15 protein-coding genes are annotated in these 17,977 nt (G+C 65.1%); 9 read left to right on the top strand and 6 right to left on the bottom strand.

Annotated elements, in window-relative coordinates; all coding sequences use genetic code 11:
* Window position 1 precedes the first annotated feature (1 nt).
* Genes IEW02_RS16430 through IEW02_RS16420 form a run of 3 tightly spaced genes read right to left on the bottom strand, consistent with a single transcriptional unit; the run spans window position 2 to window position 3,491 of the window.
* The gene (locus IEW02_RS16430) at window positions 2-982 is read right to left on the bottom strand and encodes an alpha-ketoacid dehydrogenase subunit beta (protein ID WP_188545892.1); all 981 of its coding nucleotides are present in this window, start codon (window positions 980-982) and stop codon (window positions 2-4) included.
* Window positions 979-2,064: a pyruvate dehydrogenase (acetyl-transferring) E1 component subunit alpha gene (gene pdhA, locus IEW02_RS16425; protein ID WP_188546176.1), complete on the bottom strand. Its 1,086-nt coding sequence runs from the start codon at window positions 2,062-2,064 to the stop codon at window positions 979-981. Before pdhA ends, IEW02_RS16430 begins: the two co-directional genes overlap by 4 nt.
* Window positions 2,065-2,090: 26 nt before the next feature.
* Window positions 2,091-3,491 carry an FAD-binding oxidoreductase gene (locus IEW02_RS16420; protein ID WP_188545891.1) on the bottom strand — a complete coding sequence of 467 codons (1,401 nt, stop codon included), beginning with the start codon at window positions 3,489-3,491 and terminating at the stop codon, window positions 2,091-2,093.
* Window positions 3,492-3,576: 85 nt separating this feature from the next.
* Between IEW02_RS16420 and IEW02_RS16415 the strand changes: the two genes are divergently transcribed.
* Window positions 3,577-5,454: a helix-turn-helix domain-containing protein gene (locus tag IEW02_RS16415; RefSeq protein WP_308933190.1), complete on the top strand. Its 1,878-nt coding sequence runs from the start codon at window positions 3,577-3,579 to the stop codon at window positions 5,452-5,454.
* Window positions 5,455-5,504: 50 nt separating this feature from the next.
* Here IEW02_RS16415 and IEW02_RS16410 read toward each other — a convergent pair whose 3' ends face one another.
* A complete protein-coding gene (locus IEW02_RS16410) occupies window positions 5,505-6,872 on the bottom strand; it encodes an MFS transporter (protein ID WP_229746079.1) in 1,368 nt (455 codons plus the stop codon).
* A gap of 124 nt (window positions 6,873-6,996) precedes the next feature.
* Complete coding sequence (locus tag IEW02_RS16405) at window positions 6,997-8,193, bottom strand: NADH:flavin oxidoreductase/NADH oxidase family protein (RefSeq protein WP_188546174.1); 1,197 nt, start codon at window positions 8,191-8,193, stop codon at window positions 6,997-6,999.
* Window positions 8,194-8,339: 146 nt separating this feature from the next.
* On the opposite strand from IEW02_RS16405, the gene IEW02_RS16400 reads away from it, so the two are divergent.
* The 7 genes from IEW02_RS16400 (at window position 8,340) to IEW02_RS16370 (ending at window position 15,982) form a co-directional block, all read left to right on the top strand.
* On the top strand, window positions 8,340-9,500 hold the full coding sequence (locus IEW02_RS16400; protein WP_188545889.1) for an SGNH/GDSL hydrolase family protein: 1,161 nt from the start codon (window positions 8,340-8,342) through the stop codon (window positions 9,498-9,500).
* On the top strand, window positions 9,452-9,838 hold the full coding sequence (locus IEW02_RS16395; protein ID WP_188545888.1) for a porin PorA family protein: 387 nt from the start codon (window positions 9,452-9,454) through the stop codon (window positions 9,836-9,838). Before IEW02_RS16400 ends, IEW02_RS16395 begins: the two co-directional genes overlap by 49 nt.
* Window positions 9,839-9,950: 112 nt before the next feature.
* Window positions 9,951-11,513, top strand: coding sequence for a carboxyl transferase domain-containing protein (locus IEW02_RS16390; protein WP_188545887.1), 1,563 nt, complete (start codon window positions 9,951-9,953; stop codon window positions 11,511-11,513).
* A complete protein-coding gene (locus IEW02_RS16385) occupies window positions 11,510-13,507 on the top strand; it encodes an acetyl/propionyl/methylcrotonyl-CoA carboxylase subunit alpha (RefSeq protein ID WP_371829963.1) in 1,998 nt (665 codons plus the stop codon). The genes IEW02_RS16390 and IEW02_RS16385 overlap by 4 nt, the downstream gene beginning before the upstream one ends.
* Window positions 13,504-14,670, top strand: coding sequence for an acyl-CoA dehydrogenase family protein (locus IEW02_RS16380; RefSeq protein ID WP_188545885.1), 1,167 nt, complete (start codon window positions 13,504-13,506; stop codon window positions 14,668-14,670). Before IEW02_RS16385 ends, IEW02_RS16380 begins: the two co-directional genes overlap by 4 nt.
* Window positions 14,667-15,149 carry a MaoC family dehydratase gene (locus IEW02_RS16375; RefSeq protein ID WP_371829962.1) on the top strand — a complete coding sequence of 161 codons (483 nt, stop codon included), beginning with the start codon at window positions 14,667-14,669 and terminating at the stop codon, window positions 15,147-15,149. The genes IEW02_RS16380 and IEW02_RS16375 overlap by 4 nt, the downstream gene beginning before the upstream one ends.
* Window positions 15,146-15,982 carry an HpcH/HpaI aldolase/citrate lyase family protein gene (locus tag IEW02_RS16370; protein ID WP_188545884.1) on the top strand — a complete coding sequence of 279 codons (837 nt, stop codon included), beginning with the start codon at window positions 15,146-15,148 and terminating at the stop codon, window positions 15,980-15,982. The genes IEW02_RS16375 and IEW02_RS16370 overlap by 4 nt, the downstream gene beginning before the upstream one ends.
* Here the strand turns inward: IEW02_RS16370 and IEW02_RS16365 are convergent.
* Window positions 15,947-16,855, bottom strand: a complete 909-nt coding sequence (locus IEW02_RS16365) for a helix-turn-helix domain-containing protein (RefSeq protein ID WP_229746123.1) — start codon at window positions 16,853-16,855, stop codon at window positions 15,947-15,949. The genes IEW02_RS16370 and IEW02_RS16365 overlap by 36 nt on opposite strands.
* Window positions 16,856-16,994: 139 nt before the next feature.
* Here IEW02_RS16365 and IEW02_RS16360 point away from each other — a divergent pair, with 139 nt between their 5' ends.
* Window positions 16,995-17,975, top strand: a complete 981-nt coding sequence (locus IEW02_RS16360; RefSeq protein ID WP_188545882.1) for an aldo/keto reductase — start codon at window positions 16,995-16,997, stop codon at window positions 17,973-17,975.
* The last annotated feature ends 2 nt before the right edge of the window (window positions 17,976-17,977 follow it).

The raw sequence follows: 17,977 nt of genomic DNA, 5'->3' as shown, positions 1-17,977 counted from the left end.
GCTACGCGATGAAGGTGCGGTCGACGGCGTCGAGGATGCGGTCGACGTCGGGGAGGAAGAATTCCTCGAGCTTGGCCGGCGGGTACGGGATGGTGAACCCGCCGACACGACCGACGGGGGCCTCGAGGTGAAAGAAGCAACGCTCGGTGATGCGGGCGGCGATCTCGGCGCCGATGCCGAGGAACACAGGTGCTTCGTGCGTGACGACGAGACGCCCGGTGCGCGTGACCGATTCCGCGACGGTGTCGAGGTCCAGCGGCGAGATGGATCTCAGGTCGACGACCTCGATCGAACGGCCTTCCGCCGCAGCGACTTTCGCGGCCTGCAGTGCGGTCGTCACCAGCGGTCCGTAGGTCAGCAGGGTGACGTCGGTGCCCTCGGTGAGAACGCGCGCCTTGTGCAGCGGGAACTGCTCTGCCGACGTATCGAGCGTGCCCTTCTCCCAGTACCGCCGCTTGGGCTCGAAGAACAGCACCGGATCGTCGGATGCGATGGCCTGCTGGATCATGGTGTACGCGTCGGACGCGTTGCTGCAACTGACGACTCGCAGACCTGCGGTTGCCGCGAAGTAGCCTTCCGGTGATTCGGAATGGTGCTCGATCGCGCCGATTCCGCCGCCGTACGGGACGCGAATGGTGATGGGCATCTTGACGTTGCCGCCGGTGCGGTAGTGCAGTTTGGCGACCTGCGAGACGATCTGGTCGAAGGCGGGGTAGATGAAGCCGTCGAATTGAATCTCGACCACCGGGCGGTAGCCGCGCATCGCGAGACCGACTGCCGTGCCCATGATGGCGGATTCGGCCAGCGGGGTGTCGATCACGCGGGTGTCGCCGAAGTCCTTCTGCAGCCCCTCGGTGATGCGGAAGACGCCGCCGAGTGTGCCGATGTCTTCGCCCATCAGGACGACCTTGGGGTCGTTCTCGAGCGCCCGTCGCAGGCCTGCATTGATGGCCTTGCCCATCGGGAGGGTCGTGGCGGTCATCGGGTGGTTCCTTCCAGGGAGTCACGGTAGGTCACGAACTGGCGCCGTTCCTCGTCGATCAGAGGATGCTCCTCTGCGTAGACATGGTCGAACATCGACAGGGCAGTGGGCTCGACGGTGCCGAGGCATCCTTCACGCAGTGCAGCTGCGGTGCGGTCGGCCTGGCGCTGAACCTGCGCGAGGTAATCGTCGTCGAGAGCGGCGGAGGCGTCGAGAAGCCTGCGAATGCGGTCGAGTGGATCCTTGGCCTTCCATTCCTCGTCGAGCGCCGCGGGCCGGTACTTGGTCGGGTCGTCGGAGGTGGTGTGCGGTCCCATGCGGTAGGTGTATGCCTCGATCAGGGTGGGGCCGCTGCCTTCTCGTGCGCGGGCGATGGCCGCGCGCGTCACGGCCATGACGGCGAGCACGTCGTTACCGTCGACGCGCACCGACGGGATTCCGAAACCGCGGCCTCGCGCTGCGATGCTGACCGACGTCTGAAGACTGACCGGTTCGGAGATCGCCCACTGGTTGTTCTGACAGAAGAAGACCACCGGTGCGGAGAAGCTCGCCGCGAAGTTGAACGCCTCGGAGATGTCGCCCTGGCTGGTGGCTCCGTCGCCGAAATAGGTGATCGCAGCGCCGTCGACGCCGTCGAACTGCATGCCCATGGCGTAGCCGGTGGCGTGCAGAGCCTGCGCGCCGACGATGATTGCGGGCGTAGTCATGTTGTACTGCAACGGGTTCCATCCGGAGTGGGTCGACCCGCGCCAGAACCGCAACATGTGCGTCGGGTCGACGTCGCGGCAGTACGCAACTCCGTGCTCGCGGTAGCTGGCGAAGACGAAGTCCTCGGATCCGAGGGCTCGCGCGGACCCGACCTGTGCGGCTTCCTGCCCGAGAAGTGGCGCCCACAGGCCAAGTTCGCCCTGGCGCTGGAGCGCGGTGGCCTCGGCGTCGATGCGCCGGACCACTACCAAATCCTCGTACAGCCTGCGGATCGCGTCGATGTCGATGTCGGCGACCCACGGCGACCAGTCGGAATTCTCGACGCGCTCGCCCGTGGTGGACACGAGTTGGACGAGGTCGTCTCCGGCGAACATGGTTGCCTCCAAGGGCTTGTCGGTCATCAGAAGACCTTTCCGGGATTGAGGAGTCCCCACGGATCGAGTGCGCTCTTGACGGCGCGGTGCATGGCGAGCACGGTGGGGTCCAGTTCCTTGGCCAGTCCGGACATCTTGAGCAGTCCGACGCCGTGTTCACCGGTCACCGTGCCGCCGAGTTCGAGCGCGGCGTCGATGATGTCGTCGAAGGCGGCCTGCGCTCGGACGCGCGCGGCGTTGTCACCGGGTTGCGTGATGAGAAGCGGGTGCAGGTTGCCGTCCCCTGCGTGTGCGATGTTCGCGATCACGATGTCGTGGCGTCGGCCTATCTCCTCGATACGCCCCAGCATCTCCGGAACGTTCCGCTTGGGGACGCAGACATCCTCTGTCAGAACGGGTCCGAGACGTTCCATCGCCGGGTAGGCGAGTCGACGCGCATCGAACAGTGCCTCGGCCTCTGCCTCGTCGGTGGACGTGGCGGCCCAGGTGGCCCCCGCATCTTCGAAGCAGCGCTGCATCCGTTCGGCTTCGCGGTCACCGACCTCGCCGGGGGTGTCGGTGCGGCCGAGCAGGACCACGTTGGCCTCGGTCGAGATGCCCATGTTCTTCCACGCATCGACCGCTTCGAGGCACGGTCGGTCGATCAGCTCGAGGGCCGACGGGGTAAGGCCTGCCTCGGCGACCGCAGCGACCGCGCGCCCGGCGTCGACCAGAGAGTCGAAGTACCCGGCAACAGTGCGCTGCGGTGGTTGCATCGGGCGTAGTTTCACGGTGATCTCGGTGATGATGCCCAGGGTCCCCTCGGAGCCCACCATGAGGCCGGCGAGGTCGTAGCCGGCCACGCCCTTGGCGGTCTCGCGTCCGAGTCTGACGAGTTCTCCTGTGCCGGTGACGATCTGCACGCCCAGTACATAGTCCTTGGTGACGCCGTACTTGACGCAGCAGAGTCCGCCCGCGTTCGTTGCGACGTTGCCGCCGATGGTGGACCAGGGAGCGCTGGCCGGGTCCGGCGGGTACCACAGTCCCACCTCGGCGCACGCGGCACGGAGGTGATCGTTGACCACGCCGGGTTCGACGACGGCGATGCGCTCGAGGCGATCGATCCGCTTGATCGACGCCATGGCCTCCATCGACATGACGACCGAACCCTCGGTGGCGTTGGCACCCCCCGAGAGTCCGGTGCCTGCGCCGCGTGTCACCACAGGAATGCGCCGGAGTGCGCATTGCTGAACGACGGCCTGCGCCTCGTCCGCCGTCTTGGGCCGGACCACCATGAGGGGAGGGGCGAAGGGAGCCCACTCGGCCTGGTCATGGTGGTACGACGCGACGACGTCGGGATCGGTGACGAACCGATCGGCAGGGACGCGGCCGCGGAGTGCGCTGATGAGGGCGTCTGCACGAGAGACGAGAGCTGTTACTGCGTTCACCCTTCGAAAGTTACTGTGATGCGAGTCTCCTCTCTATGTAGGATCTCTCCAGAGAACGTGCGTTGTTGTGTAGATGGGATCTCCGGTGTCGAAATCCGATGAAGCGGCGGGGTGGCTGCAACTACTACTCGGCGATGCATCCTGGTCGTCGATGAACACCGAGCGCACCGCCGTGCTTCTCGACGCTCGCGGCGCGGAGCGGGTTCGCGCCGAACGTGATGCGGACGCCGCCTACGAGCTGCGAGCAAAGCTCGATCAGCGGCGCGACCGAGCCGCGGAACTGGCTGCTCTCAACGACATTGCGGTGCGGCTGACCACGGTGCGCGACCTGAATGTGCTCCTGCAGACCGTGGTGGATCAGGCCCGAAGTCTGCTGCGCGTGGACCTGTCCTACGTGGGAACGGTCGACGGCGACGACTTCACGGTGCGCGTCACCAGCGGCGCGCTGACGCCCAAGCTGCCCGGTCTGACCTTCGACAAGAACGAAGGAATGGCCGGACTGATTCTGCGCGAGCAGGCCCCGGCGTGGACAACCGACTATCAGGGTGAGCCGGCGTTCCGACACATGACCGGAGGAGACAGCGCTGCTGCCGCCGAGAACATGCGCGGTTTGCTCGGGGTTCCGTTGCAGGTGGGTGGTCAGGTGCTCGGCGCGTTGTTCGCCTGCAAACGCACCGAACGGCAGTTCACCGAATCCGAGGTCGGTCTGCTGTCGGCACTGGCGGCTCACGCGGCGGTGGCGATGGACAATGCCCGATCGTTCGAGCGCTACCACCAGGCGGTCGCCCGACTCGAGCGCGCCAACGACGAGTTGTCCACTCGAACACAGCAATTGGAGACCGCCATCGAGTGGGATCGCACGCTCGCCGGCGTCGTGTTGGACGGGGGAGGGGTACCGCGGCTGATCGCGGACGTCGGACGCCTGATGGGCAAACCCGTTCACTTGGTCACCGGAACATCGACGGGTCCGTCTGATATCGGTTCGGTGGCACAGTCGATCGTGCAGGACTTCACGAACGATTCATCGCTGCGCGACAAGCAACTCGAACGTGAGGGAGCAGGGTCACTGGTGGTGGCCCAGTGCATCCACACCTCGGATCGCGTCTTGGGCGCCGTCGTCGTCGTGACGGCCGAGAACTCCCCGCTCGGCGATGCCGATCGAATTCTGTTGGGGCGCGTGGCCCCTGCGGTCGCGCTGCTGCTTGCGGCGGACCAGTACGCCGGCGAGAGTTCACGCCGGTCTCGCGACGCGTTCGTCGTCGATCTCATCACTCGTCCCGCGAGCGCCGACGACAGCGACCGGCAGTGCAGGTTGGCCGGCGTGAACCCCGACCGCACGTATTGCGTGGCCGTCGCGGAAACTCGGGACGGCGGGGTAGATGCCCGCCGTGTGCTCGAATCTGCTTCGTTGCCAACCGGTTCGGTGGTGGCACAGCACGGGTCCCGCGCAATCGCCGTGGTCCCTACCGAACGTCCGAAGCACGTGCTCGACTCGCTCCCGTCGTCGGACACGGTGACGACGGTCGGGGTGTCCGCACCCGCTCGGGGAGCCGCGGCCCTGGCCGACGCGTACCTCGAGGCGCAGCAGACGTGCGATGTCCTCGCCACCCTCGGGCGCCCGGGGGACAAATCCGCGTCTTCGGATCTGGGTATCTACGGCGTGCTGCTCAGTCGTACCGGTCGGCAGGAGTTGGACGCGCTGACCCGTCGGCTGCTGGGACCGATGATCGACGAGGAGGCCAAGCGTGGCACACCTCTGATCGAGACGCTGTCGACCTACCTCTCCCAGGGGCGTCGTCACGCGCAGGCGGCCACCGCCCTCAACGTGCACGTCAACACGTTGTACCAACGTCTGGATTCGATCGACAGATTGATCGGAAAGCAATGGCGGGAACCTGATTCGGCTCTCGACCTCCAGGTGCTGTTGCGGCTGCGGCGAAGTGGCATGTTGCTCGCCCCGTGAGACGACGAAGAACCCCGGCGACGTGGGCCGGGGTTCTTCGGTCGAGAGGATCACGTTGCTTGATGCACCCGCGGCGCGAGGTCGGGTGAGGCGTTCTGCAGACCTTCGTCGTCACGGGTTCGACCGAGCTTGTAGACGATTGCGGCGGACAGGAGCATGAACCCGGCGACCAGGAACATGCCGGCCTTGTAGTTGCCCGTGAGGTCGTGCAGCCAGCCGGTGAGGTACGGGCCGACGAATCCGCTCAGGTTGCCGAACGAGTTGATCATTGCGATACCACCGGCCGCGGCGGTCCCGGTGAGGAAGGCGCTCGGCAGTTGCCAGAACACGGCGAGTGCGGCGAAGATGCCCGCGGCACCGACGGAGATCGCGACGACAGTGGTCGACGGCGAACCGAGGTTCATCGCCACGGCGATGCCCACTGCACCGACCACGACCGGAATTGCGGTGTGGAATCGTCGCTCGGAGGTCTTGTCCGAGTGCCATGCGTTCAGGAGCATCGCGACGGCACCGATGCCGAACGGAATTGCGGTGACGAGGCCGATCTGGAGCAGGCTGAGCTTCGAGCCGAAGCTTTCCTGGAATCCCGAGATGATCTGCGGAAGAAAGAAACTCATGGCGTAGAGGCCGTAGGTGATACCGAAGTACGTGATGGCCAACCCGACGACCCGCGAACTCGTCAGTGCGCGCTTCAGCGGCATGTGACCCCGACCCTGGACCTGCTGGGCGTCTTCGGCGTCGATGACCTGAGTGAGTTCGCTCTTCTCCTCGGCGGTGAGCCATTTCGCGTCACGGGGACGGTTGGGGAGCAGGAACAGGGTGCAGATACCGATGATGATCGGGGGGATTCCCTCGAGGAAGAACATGACCCTCCAGCTCTGCTCGAATCCGAGCCAGCCGCCGCCGTGCTGCAGCAGCAGAGAAGACACCGGGGCGCCGAAGACGGACGAGAGCGGGATGGCCAGGATGAACATGGCGGTGATCTTGGCGCGCCGAGCGCGGGGGAACCAGTAGGTGAGGAACAGGATCAGCCCGGGGAACAGCCCAGCCTCGGCTATGCCGGTGAGGAAGCGGACGAGGTAGAAGGTCTCGGAGCTGTTCACGAACGCCATGCAGGTGGCGAGAATGCCCCAGGTGATCGCGATGCGGGCGATCCAGACTCGCGCTCCCACCTTGTGCAGCATCAGGTTGCTGGGGACCTCGAAGATGAAGTAGCCGATGAAGAACAGTCCGGCGCCGAGCCCGTACGCCGCGCTGCTCAGGCCGAGGTCTTCGTTCATGCGGAGGGCGGCGTACCCGACGTTGACTCGGTCGAGGTAGTTGAAGAAGTACAGCAGGCCCATGAGCGGCAGGAGCCGCACGGTCGCCTTCTTGATCGCCCGCAGTGTTGCCGGGGAGTATGTGGTCACTATGGTCACGTCTCTTTCTGCTGGTGAGAGCCATGGGGCTCGCTGCTGAGACCATTCGACCACCCGCACTGTGACGGCAACCACGGTGGTTTTCTCTACATCGAAGTGACCTTCTGTAGAGAGAACTTCCACATCACCGGCGTCGGTCGCCCCCGCGCTTGCTGCGAAACGCGTCGACACCGTTGCGGCGCACCGTGGTGACCACCGTCCGCAGAATGGATCGATCGGGATCAGGGTCCTTGCCGGCGCCCATCAGGTGCAGCTGGTCCGTGTGCCATTGCAGATCGAGGGCGCCGTCGAGCGCCTTCACCGCGGGCGCCGACCGCAGCTTCGCGGGGAGTTTGAGCGACACCGACGGTGCGGCAAGCGTCTCCGCGCCGTCGTCGAGTAGGGCAGCTCCGGCGGTGGGTGTGATGGCAGCGGGTCGACCCAACCCGACGACGTCGCAGTCACCGGATCGGAGAGCCTCGGTCATTCCCGCGCGAGTTCGAAAACCGCCGGTCACCGCGAGCGGAACGGAGCCTGCCGCGTGACGCACCGTACGGGCGTACTCCAGAAAGTATGCCTCGCGCGCTCGGGTGCTGTCGGATGCAGTTCCCATCATGGCCGGGGATTCGTAACTGCCGCCGCTGATCTCGATCAGATCGATGTGCTCGTGGGCCAGGCGTTCGACGACGGCCTGCGATTCGTGCTCGCTGAATCCGCCCCGTTGGAAGTCCGCGGAGTTCAACTTGATGCCGACCGCGAATCCGGGGGACACGGCCGAGCGGATTGCGCGGACCACGTCGAGGAGGAATCGCATTCGGCGGTCGGCGTCACCGCCCCAGGCGTCGGTTCGTGTGTTGGACAGCGGGGAGAGGAACTGCGAGACCAGGTATCCATGTGCGCCGTGAATCTGTACGCCGTCGAATCCGGACGATTCGGCGACGACCGATGTCGCTGCGAAACGCTCGACGATGTCGTGGATCTCTGTATCGGTCAGCTCACGTGGAGAGGGCAGCCCCGGAATGTTCAGCGCGATTGCCGACGGCGCGACGGGTCGGGCCTTCGTTGCCAGCGGATTCGCTTGTCGGCCAGGATGGTTGATCTGCATCCAGATCGGGGTGCCGCCGTCGCGGGTGGCTTTCGCCCACCGCGTCAACTCGTCCCGGTGTCGGTCGTCCTCGACCACGACGTTGCCGGGCTCACCGAGGTGGTCACGGTCGACCATCACGTTGCCGGTCACCACGAGACCGAACCCGCCTGCGCCCCAACGTGAGTAGAGGCGTTCGAGGCGCGTGTCGGGCCCGTGGTCGTCGGTGGCCAGCCCTTCGCTGAGTGCCGACTTCATCAGGCGGTTGGGAAGCACCTGTCCGCACGCCAAGGCGAGGGGAGAGCTCAGTGACACGTTGGATGAGTCCACGTCGCCAATGCTACTGGCCCCTCGACTGGTCGTCGGAGCCGTTCTATGGACCCCGGCGGTAGGCTCTTGCACCGATGACCGACGTCCAGCTCTTCCCCTCGACCGTCGTCCGCATCGACGGGGCAAGAGACGTCGGTCCGTCCGAGCACGGTGGTGTGTACGCACGTCGGCTACCGGTGTGGACGCGTGCGCAGTATCCCGACGTCATGACCGATTTCGTGATGAGTGCAAGCGGCGGCATCCGGTTGGCGTTCCGAACCACGTCGACCACCCTCGCGCTGCAACTGCACACCACCGTCCTCGAAATGCGAGGGGAGACTTCGCAGTTGACCACCCAGGTGGTCGATGTCGTAGTCGACGGTGTTCACGTCCGGCGGTGTCCGGTCGGCATCGACGCCGCGATCGTCGTGGCGGAGGACGGCTCGATCGGTGCTCGCGAAGGTGGTCCCACGACGACAGTCGTCGACCACCTCGGCGACGGTGACAAACAGGTCGAGCTGTGGCTGCCCAACGGGACGGCGACCGCGGTGTTGTCGCTCTCGGCCGACGGTGAGATCCGTCCGCCTACGCCCGAGACACGCCCACGGTGGATTCACTACGGCTCGTCGCTGAGCCAGGGTTTGGAAGCGGCAGGGATCGTGTCGACGTGGCCGGTACGCGTGGCGCTGTCTCGGGGTCTGGCCATCTACGACCTGTCCTTCACCGGGAACGCGATGCTCGACCCGTTCGTGGCTCGGTCCATCGCCGCGGCTCCGGCTGATCTGATCACGCTCGAACTCGGTGCCAACATCCACAACGGAGCGAGCATGACTGCACGTACGTTCGGTCCGGCCGTCGACGGGTTTCTCGACACCGTCCGTGACGGTCACCCCACCACGCCCATCACGCTCGTCTCGCCGACGCCGTTCCCGGTCGCCGAAGATCGACCGGGGCCTGTCGTCCGCGGCGACGACGGCAACTACGTCGTCACGAGCGACGAGGCGGCCGTTCTCTTCGGCGCGCTGACGGTGCAGAACATACGAGACACGCTGCGCGACATCGTCGATCGTCGCTCTCGGGACGACCACCACCTGCAGTACATCGACGGCCGCGATCTCTTGCACGCCGACGAGGCCCCGTATCTGGTGGACGGTCTACATCCCGGCGACGCAGGACACGAGGTGATGGCCGCGCGATTCGACGCGCTGTGGACGAGAAATGGGGACTGGGAGACGGCGACGAGCCCGTCACCATGAAGCGGTACTACTCGAACGTCCGCGACATCTACGTCGAACCGCTCAGCGGCAGCCTGGTTTCCGGACAGGAGACGCCTTATCAGTACTTCGCGCGCGATCCGAAGCTCCCGGAGGTGTCGATCTTCAAGGCATCCCTGAGTCTCGACGACACCGGTCGGGCCGAACAGGTTGCCCGTGCCAAGGATTCGGCCGACAAGCTGACATGGGTGACGGTCCGTGGCCCCGTTCTCGCGGCGGCTGTCGGCGGAGTGTCTCTCGTTGTCGGGTCGGCGCTTGCCGTAGGCCGACGGAGCAGACATACGCCGACACTGCACCGCGCGCCCATGTCTGGCCAGTAGGCGTATCGGACGCGCAACACAGCAGGTGCGCGGTGGACAACTCGGTTAATCACGGTTTACTATTCGTTCAGTTACTCGCCTTTAACTGAACTGCCGAGATCGAGGTCATCGCATGGAGACAGCGTCGTACCGCGCCGACCACGAATTGCTGACCAGTCAGCTCGCCGAGCGCATCGCCCTGGCCGCGCTCGGCGGGAGCGAGAAGTCCCGCGAACGGCACATCTCCCGCGGAAAATTGCTACCGCGCGATCGCGTCGACGAACTGCTCGATCTGGGCAGCCCGTTCCTCGAGATCGCACCGCTGGCGGCCAACGGGCTGTACGACGACGAGTGCCCCGGCGCGGGCGTCATCGCGGGAATCGGACGCGTCTCGGGCCGTGAATGCGTGATCATCGCAAACGATGCGACGGTCAAGGGCGGCACGTACTACCCGATGACGGTGAAAAAACACCTACGCGCGCAGGAAATTGCACTACAGAACACGTTGCCGTGCATCTACCTCGTCGACTCGGGCGGTGCGTATCTGCCACGCCAGGACGAAGTCTTCCCCGACCGTGAGCACTTCGGCCGCATCTTCTTCAACCAGGCCACCATGAGCGCCAAGGGGATAGCTCAGATTGCGGCGGTGATGGGCTCGTGCACCGCAGGCGGCGCCTACGTTCCCGCCATGAGCGACGACGCCGTGATCGTCAAGAACCAGGGAACAATTTTCCTGGGCGGGCCACCCCTGGTGAAAGCGGCGACGGGTGAAGTCGTGACCGCGGAAGACCTCGGCGGCGGCGATTTGCACTCGAAGGTCTCCGGTGTGACGGACCATCTGGCCGACGACGACCGCGATGCCCTCGCCCGAGTGCGGAAGATCGTCTCGACACTCGGCCCCCGCACCCCGCGTCCGTGGGACGTCGTACCGACACGCGACCCGATCGCAGATCAGACGGAGCTGTACGACGTCGTCCCGATCGACCCGCGCACCCCGTACGACGTGCGCGAGGTGATCACACGGGTCGTGGACGCCGGCGAATTCGACGAATTCAAGGCGGAATACGGCAGAACTCTGGTGACCGGCTTCGCGCACCTGCACGGCCACCCCGTCGGGATCGTCGCCAACAACGGAGTGCTCTTCTCCGAATCGGCGCTCAAGGGCGCGCACTTCATCGAGTTGTGCGACAAGCGCAGCATCCCCCTCGTATTCCTCCAGAACCTGTCCGGATTCATGGTCGGACGGGATTACGAAGCCGGCGGTATCGCGAAACACGGCGCCAAGATGGTCACCGCGGTGGCCTGTGCTCGTGTCCCCAAGCTGACCGTCGTGATCGGCGGATCCTATGGCGCAGGCAACTATTCGATGTGCGGTCGCGCCTACTCGCCCCGGTTTCTTTTCATGTGGCCCAACGCCCGCATCTCGGTCATGGGCGGAGAGCAGGCCGCATCGGTCCTGGCCGCCGTCCGCGGTGAGCAGGAGGGTGAATCCTGGACGGACGAGGAGCAGGAGGCGTTCAAGGCGCCGATACGCGCCCAGTACGAGACGCAGGGCAATCCGTACTACTCGACGGCTCGGTTGTGGGACGACGGGGTCATCGATCCAGCCGACACCCGGCAGGTTCTCGGACTGGCGTTGTCGGTGTGTGCGAACGCGCCGCTCGAGCCGGTCTCCTACGGCGTCTTCAGGATGTGACAGAGATGATCGACACTGTACTGATTGCCAACCGCGGCGAAATAGCAGTTCGTGTAGCAGTGACGTTGCGGCGCATGGGGATTTGGTCGGTTGCTGTGTACAGCGACGCAGACGCCGGAGCACGCCACGTCGCCGAGGCCGACACCGCCGTCCGGCTCGGCCCGGCCAGCGCTCGTGAAAGCTACCTGTCGATCCCGAAAGTCATCGATGCCGCGAAACGCACCGGGGCGCAGGCCATTCACCCCGGCTACGGCTTCCTGTCGGAGAACTCGGAGTTCGCTGCAGCGTGCGAGGACGCGGGAATCGTGTTCCTCGGACCGCCCGTGCGTGCCATCGAAGTCATGGGCGACAAGATCGCCGCCAAGGCCGCGGTGTCGACGTTCGGTGTTCCTGTCGTACCGGGTATCTCGCGTCCGGGACTGACCGACGACGACCTGATTGCCGGCGCCGAGGACGTCGGCTTTCCGGTGCTGGTGAAGCCGTCGGCCGGCGGGGGCGGCAAAGGTATGCGGCTGGTCGAGCGTGCCCGGGATTTGCCTGCTGCCCTTGCCAGCGCACGCCGCGAGGCCGCCTCGTCGTTCGGCGACGACACGCTCTTCCTGGAACGGTTCGTGTTGCGTCCCCGGCACATCGAGGTCCAGATTCTCGCCGACACCCACGGCAACGTGATCCACCTCGGCGAACGCGAATGCAGCCTGCAACGCCGCCACCAGAAGGTCATCGAGGAGGCGCCGTCACCGTTGCTGGACGAAGCGACGCGTGCTCGTATCGGACAGGCGGCGTGCGACACCGCCCGCAGTGTCGACTACACCGGAGCCGGGACGGTCGAATTCATCGTCTCCGCCGACCGGCCGGACGAGTTCTTCTTCATGGAGATGAACACACGTTTGCAGGTCGAACACCCCGTCACCGAGATGGTCACCGGGTTGGACCTCGTGGAATGGCAGGTTCGCGTCGCCTCTGGTGAGACGTTGTCGCTGACACAGGAGGATGTCCGCATGACCGGGCATGCCATCGAGGCGCGTGTGTACGCGGAGGATCCGTCCCGCGGCTTCCTCCCCACCGGCGGAACCGTTGTCGGACTGCGGGAGCCGTCCGGCGAGGGAGTCCGCGTCGATTCCGGTCTCTCGGTGGGTACCGACGTCGGCAGCAACTACGACCCGATGCTGTCGAAGGTCATCGGCTACGGCGCAGATCGCTCCTCGGCTCTGCGGACGCTGGACCGCGCTCTGTCGGAAACTGCAGTCCTCGGTGTCGTCACCAACATCGAGTTCGCACGATTTCTGCTCGCCGACAACGACGTTCGTGCAGGCAAGTTGGACACCGGACTTCTCGACCGGCGCGTCGACGAGTTCACGGCGGCCGAGGTCAGCGACGGCGCATTGACCGCAGTGGCTGCCGTGTCGTGGATTCACGCATGGCGCCGCGCGGGTACCGATCTCTGGTCGATGCCGTCCGGGTGGCGAGTCGGCGGGCAGGCTCCCTACGTCGTCCGGCTCGTGTCCGCTGACACCGCCGTTCACGTGGCGATCACGGGCACGCCGAATTCGGCGCAGATCGTGATCGGCGATCACCCGCCCCGGTCGTTGACCGCCGACGTGCACGACGCGACCGTCACGATTGTCGTCGACGGTATCCGCGAGTCCCTGACGTTCGCGCGGGACGGGGCCCAGACCTGGGTCGCCGGTGCCGGCGGTACGTGGGAGGTACGCGAGGTGCCGGAGCCGAGCGTTCGAGCGGACGAGGCACAATCGGGTGATGCCGAGATCCTCAGCCCCATGCCCGGTTCGGTCATCGCAGTCGATGTCCGGTCCGGTGATTCGGTGACCGCCGGCGCCGCCGTCGTCGTGGTCGAAGCGATGAAGATGGAGCACACCCTGACCGCCCCGATCGACGGGACGGTAGAAGTTGCCGTGAAAGTCGGCGACCAGGTCCACGTGGACCAAGAACTCGCACGCATTGTTCCCAACGCAGAACACGAGGTTCAGCAATGACCGATTACCTGTCGTCCGCAAACTTGCCCGAGGAATACCAGCAACTGATCAAGTCGGTCGCGGACTTCACCCAATCGGTGGTGGCACCCGTCTCGGCGAAACACGACAAAGAACACTCGTTCCCGTACGAGGTCGTGGCGGGTATGGGCGAGATGGGCCTGTTCGGACTCCCGTTCCCGGAAGAGTACGGCGGCATGGGCGGAGACTACTTCGCCTTGTGCCTCGCGCTCGAGGAACTGGCCAAGGTCGACCAGAGTGTGGCCATGACGCTGGAAGCCGGTGTGTCGCTGGGCGCGATGCCGGTGTACCGGTTCGGCAACGAGGAGCAGAAGCAGCAGTGGCTGCCGAAACTCACCGCCGGGACGGCACTTGCAGCCTTCGGTCTGACCGAGCCCGGCGCCGGTAGCGATGCCGGCGGCACCAAGACCACCGCGAAGGTGGACGGCGGCGATTGGATCATCAACGGCAACAAGCAATTCATCACCAATTCCGGAACGGACATCACCGAACTGGTCACCGTGACGGCCGTGACCGGTGTCGACGAGGCGTCGGGCCGCAAACAGATTTCGTCCATCCTCGTTCCGACGGACACTCCGGGATTCGAGGCCGGGCCCGCGTACGACAAGGTCGGCTGGAACGCATCGGACACGCACCCGTTGAGCTTCACCGACGTTCGGGTACCGCGCGAGAACCTGTTGGGGGAGGAGGGCCGCGGATACGCGAACTTCCTGCACATCCTGGACGAGGGTCGCATCGCCATCGCGGCGGTTGCGGTCGGTGTTGCTCAGGGGTGTGTCGACGAAAGCGTGAAGTACGCCAAGGACCGGGTGGCCTTCGGGTCGCCCATTGCGACGAACCAGGCGATCTCCTTCAAGATCGCGCGGATGGAAGCGCGGGCACATTCCGCTCGCGCGACGTATTACGACGCCGCGGCGTTGATGTTGGCCGGCAAGCCGTTCAAGAAGGCAGCCTCGATCGCCAAGCTGGTGGCGTCCGAAGCGGCGATGGACAATGCGCGTGATGCGACGCAGATTCACGGTGGCTACGGCTTCATGAACGAATACGTCGTCGCACGGCACTACCGGGACAGCAAGATTCTCGAGATCGGCGAGGGCACCACCGAGGTGCAGTTGATGCTGATCGCGCGCGGGCTGGGAATGTGACCGAGAAGCGAGTCCGCCAGCGCGGCTTGTGGTTCGAGGAGATGGAGCTCGGCACGGTCTACGAGCACCGTCCGGGCCGTACGATCACCGAGGCGGACAACACGCTGTTCACCACGCAGACCATGAACACGCAGGCGCTGCACCTCGATGCGGCGTACAGCGAAACCACGGCGTTCGGTCAGCGACTGGTCAATTCGATGTTGACGGTCTCCACCCTCGTGGGGTTGTCCGTCGCCCAATTGACGCAGGGAACCATCGTCGCCAACCTCGGGTTCTCGGAGGTGACGTTCCCGAAGCCGTTGTTTCACGGCGACACGCTCTACGCCGAGACGGTGATCTCCGAGAAGCGGGAATCGAAGTCGAGGCCCGGCGAAGGCGTGGTGACGTTCGCCCACACCGGCCGCAATCAGCACGGTGATATCGTCGCCGTCGCCGTGCGAAAGACGTTGATACAGATGATTCCGACGGGGGAAGCGTGAAAAACGGGCAGGCCGGAGGCCGGTCGGAATCGTGGCTACCACCGGGGCCCGCGTGGTTGTTCTGCCCTGCTGATCGTCCCGAGCGGTATCAGAAAGCTGCGGACCGTTCGGACGTCGTCATTCTCGATCTCGAGGACGCCGTCGCGCCGACCGACAAGGCCGCCGCGCGGGACGCGCTGATCTCCACACCGCTCGATCCGGAGCGAACGGTGGTGCGTGTCAATGCCTTCGGTTCCGAGGATCATGCGCGAGACCTCGAAGCGGTGGAGCGGACCGAGTACCGGACGCTCATGCTGGCCAAGACCACGAGCGCTCAGCACATCGCGGAGTTGGCGCCGCGTGGCGTCATTGCACTCGTCGAGTCGGCGCTCGGCGCCGTGAATGTCTTCGAGACGCTGTCCGCCGAGAACGCAGTCGGCGCCATGTGGGGGGCCGAGGACCTGACGGCGTCCCTCGGGGGAAACGCCAGCCGTACGCTCGACGGAAAATATCGGGACGTGGCCAGACATGTGCGCTCGCAAGTATTGCTGGCAGCCAAGGCCCGAGGACTGCTTGCGCTGGACTCGGTGTACGTCGACATCGGTGATCTGGACGGTCTTCGGGTAGAGACCGATGACGCGGTGGCAGTCGGGTTCGATGCCAAGGTGGCGATTCACCCCAGCCAGGTGCCGGTGATTCGCGACGCGTACAAGCCCACGCAGAACGAAATCGACTGGGCAGAAGGTCTCCTCGCTGCCGTGTCGTCCAATCGGGGAGTCTTCACCTATCGGGGACAGATGGTGGACGAACCGGTTTTGTTACAGGCTCGTCGAATCATCGCGCGCAGCAACTGATGTGTTATGGGCCGCGTCCGCCGCCCAGCTGGAGAGAAGTCTGAGTCCGTCGTGCGACGGTGACCCGACGGCCGCGGTGAAGGCGATCAGCATCAGGCCCGGGGCCGAGTTGACGGCGAAGGCCTCGTACGTGAGGTCGAGGCTTCCGACGACCGGATGATGCACCCGTTTGATACCCGTTTCGTGTATGCGAACGTCGTGGGCCGCCCACAGTTGCCGAAACTCCTCGCTGCGCGTTGACAACTCACCGACCAAGTCGGTGAGCGCGCGGTCGTAGGGAGCGCGTCCGGCCTCCCCGCGCAGCAGGGCGACGATTTGCTCTGCCGAGTCGTCCCAGTCACGGTAGAACGGACCCGCGCTGGCGTCGAGGAAGACGTAGCGCGCGAAGTTGGGCGAGTCCTCACCGCCCCGAAACATCGGCGCGAACAACGCGCGCCCGAGAGCGTTCGCGGCCAGCAAGTCGAAGCGTCCGTTCTGCACAATCACCGGAACATCGGTCATCGAATCGATCGTCTGACGAACCGCCTCGCTGATGTGCTGCGCCGGTGTGGGTTTGCGTCGTCTGCGGGTGTTCGGTCCGTCGTTCACCGTGCGGACCATCTCGAACAGATGGGTGCGCTCGGCGTCGTCCAGCTTCAGGGCACGGCAGATTCCGTCGAGGATCGATTCCGAGATCCCGGTGGCGTTCCCGCGTTCGAGACGGATGTAGTACGCAGTGCTCATTCCCGCCAGGAGTGCCACTTCCTCACGCCGCAGGCCCGGAACGCGTCGAGCACCGCCGAACTGGGGGAGGCCCGCCGCCTCCGGAGTAACACGGGCCCGGCGGCTCGTGAGAAATTCGCGGATGTCGTCTTTGGTGCTCACGGCTCGAATCTAGAACATCGGCGGCCATTGTGGGGGTCACGGGTTTTACCCCTAAACACCGGGACTCCCCGGGTGCGAGATAGGAAACAACAATGAGCAAGGTCATTGTCGTCAAATTCAAACCAGAGCTGAAAGAGAGCAAAACCAGATGAAAACTGCACACCTCGGTGACTTGTCGGTGTCACGTATCGGCTTGGGCGCGATGACGATGGCCGGAACGTACACGACCGGAGCGGCTTTGGACGACGACGAGTCCATCCGCACCATCAACCGGGCGCTCGATCTCGGTGTCACGCACATCGATACTGCCGAGATCTATGGGCCGTACCACAGTGAAGAAGTAGTGGGTCGCGCAATCCGCGGGCGGCGCGACGAGGTCGTCGTCGCCACCAAGTACGGTCTGGTCTCGCACGCCGGGGGCGGGCCCGGCAACGTCGACAGCAGCCCGAGCAACGTCCGTACCGCCGTCGAGGGATCGTTGTCACGGTTGGGCGTCGATCACATCGACCTGTACTACCAGCATCGTGTCGATCCGAATGTCCCGATCGAGGACACCATCGGTGCGGTCGCGGAGTTGGTTGCGGCCGGGAAGGTGCGACACATCGGTTTGTCCGAAGCCAGCGCTGCCACGGTTCGGCGAGCGCACGCCGTGCACCCGATTGCAGCTTTGCAGACCGAGTTTTCGCTGTGGAGTCGTGAGCCCGAAACCGAGTTGTTTCCCACTCTCCGTGAGCTGAACATCGGTTTTGTTCCGTATTCACCGCTCGGTCATGGGTTGCTGACCGGGCAGATCCGGAGCGTCGACGACTTCGCAGACGACGACTGGCGCAAGGACAACCCCCGGTTCGTCGGGGAGAATTTCCGGCGGAACCTGGCGCTGGTCGACGAAGTGCGTCAGATCGCCGATCAAGCCGGCGCGACACCGGCGCAGGTTGCTCTCGCGTGGATTTTGCTGCAAGGCAACGACATCGCGCCGATTCCCGGTACCCGTCGCCTCGATCGAGTGGAGGAGAACACCGCCGCCGACCAGCTCGCGCTCTCGGCGGAGCAGGTGGAGCTTCTGAACAATCTCACGCCCGCCGCGGGAGCCCGTCACAACGAGGCGAATATGGCGAGGATCGACGGGTGACG

This window comes from Rhodococcoides trifolii (assembly GCF_014635345.1).
GTDB classification, from domain to species: Bacteria; Actinomycetota; Actinomycetes; order Mycobacteriales; family Mycobacteriaceae; genus Rhodococcoides; species Rhodococcoides trifolii.
Note: the sequence above shows the minus strand (reverse complement) of the source record. Positions and strands in the feature narration are given on the sequence as shown.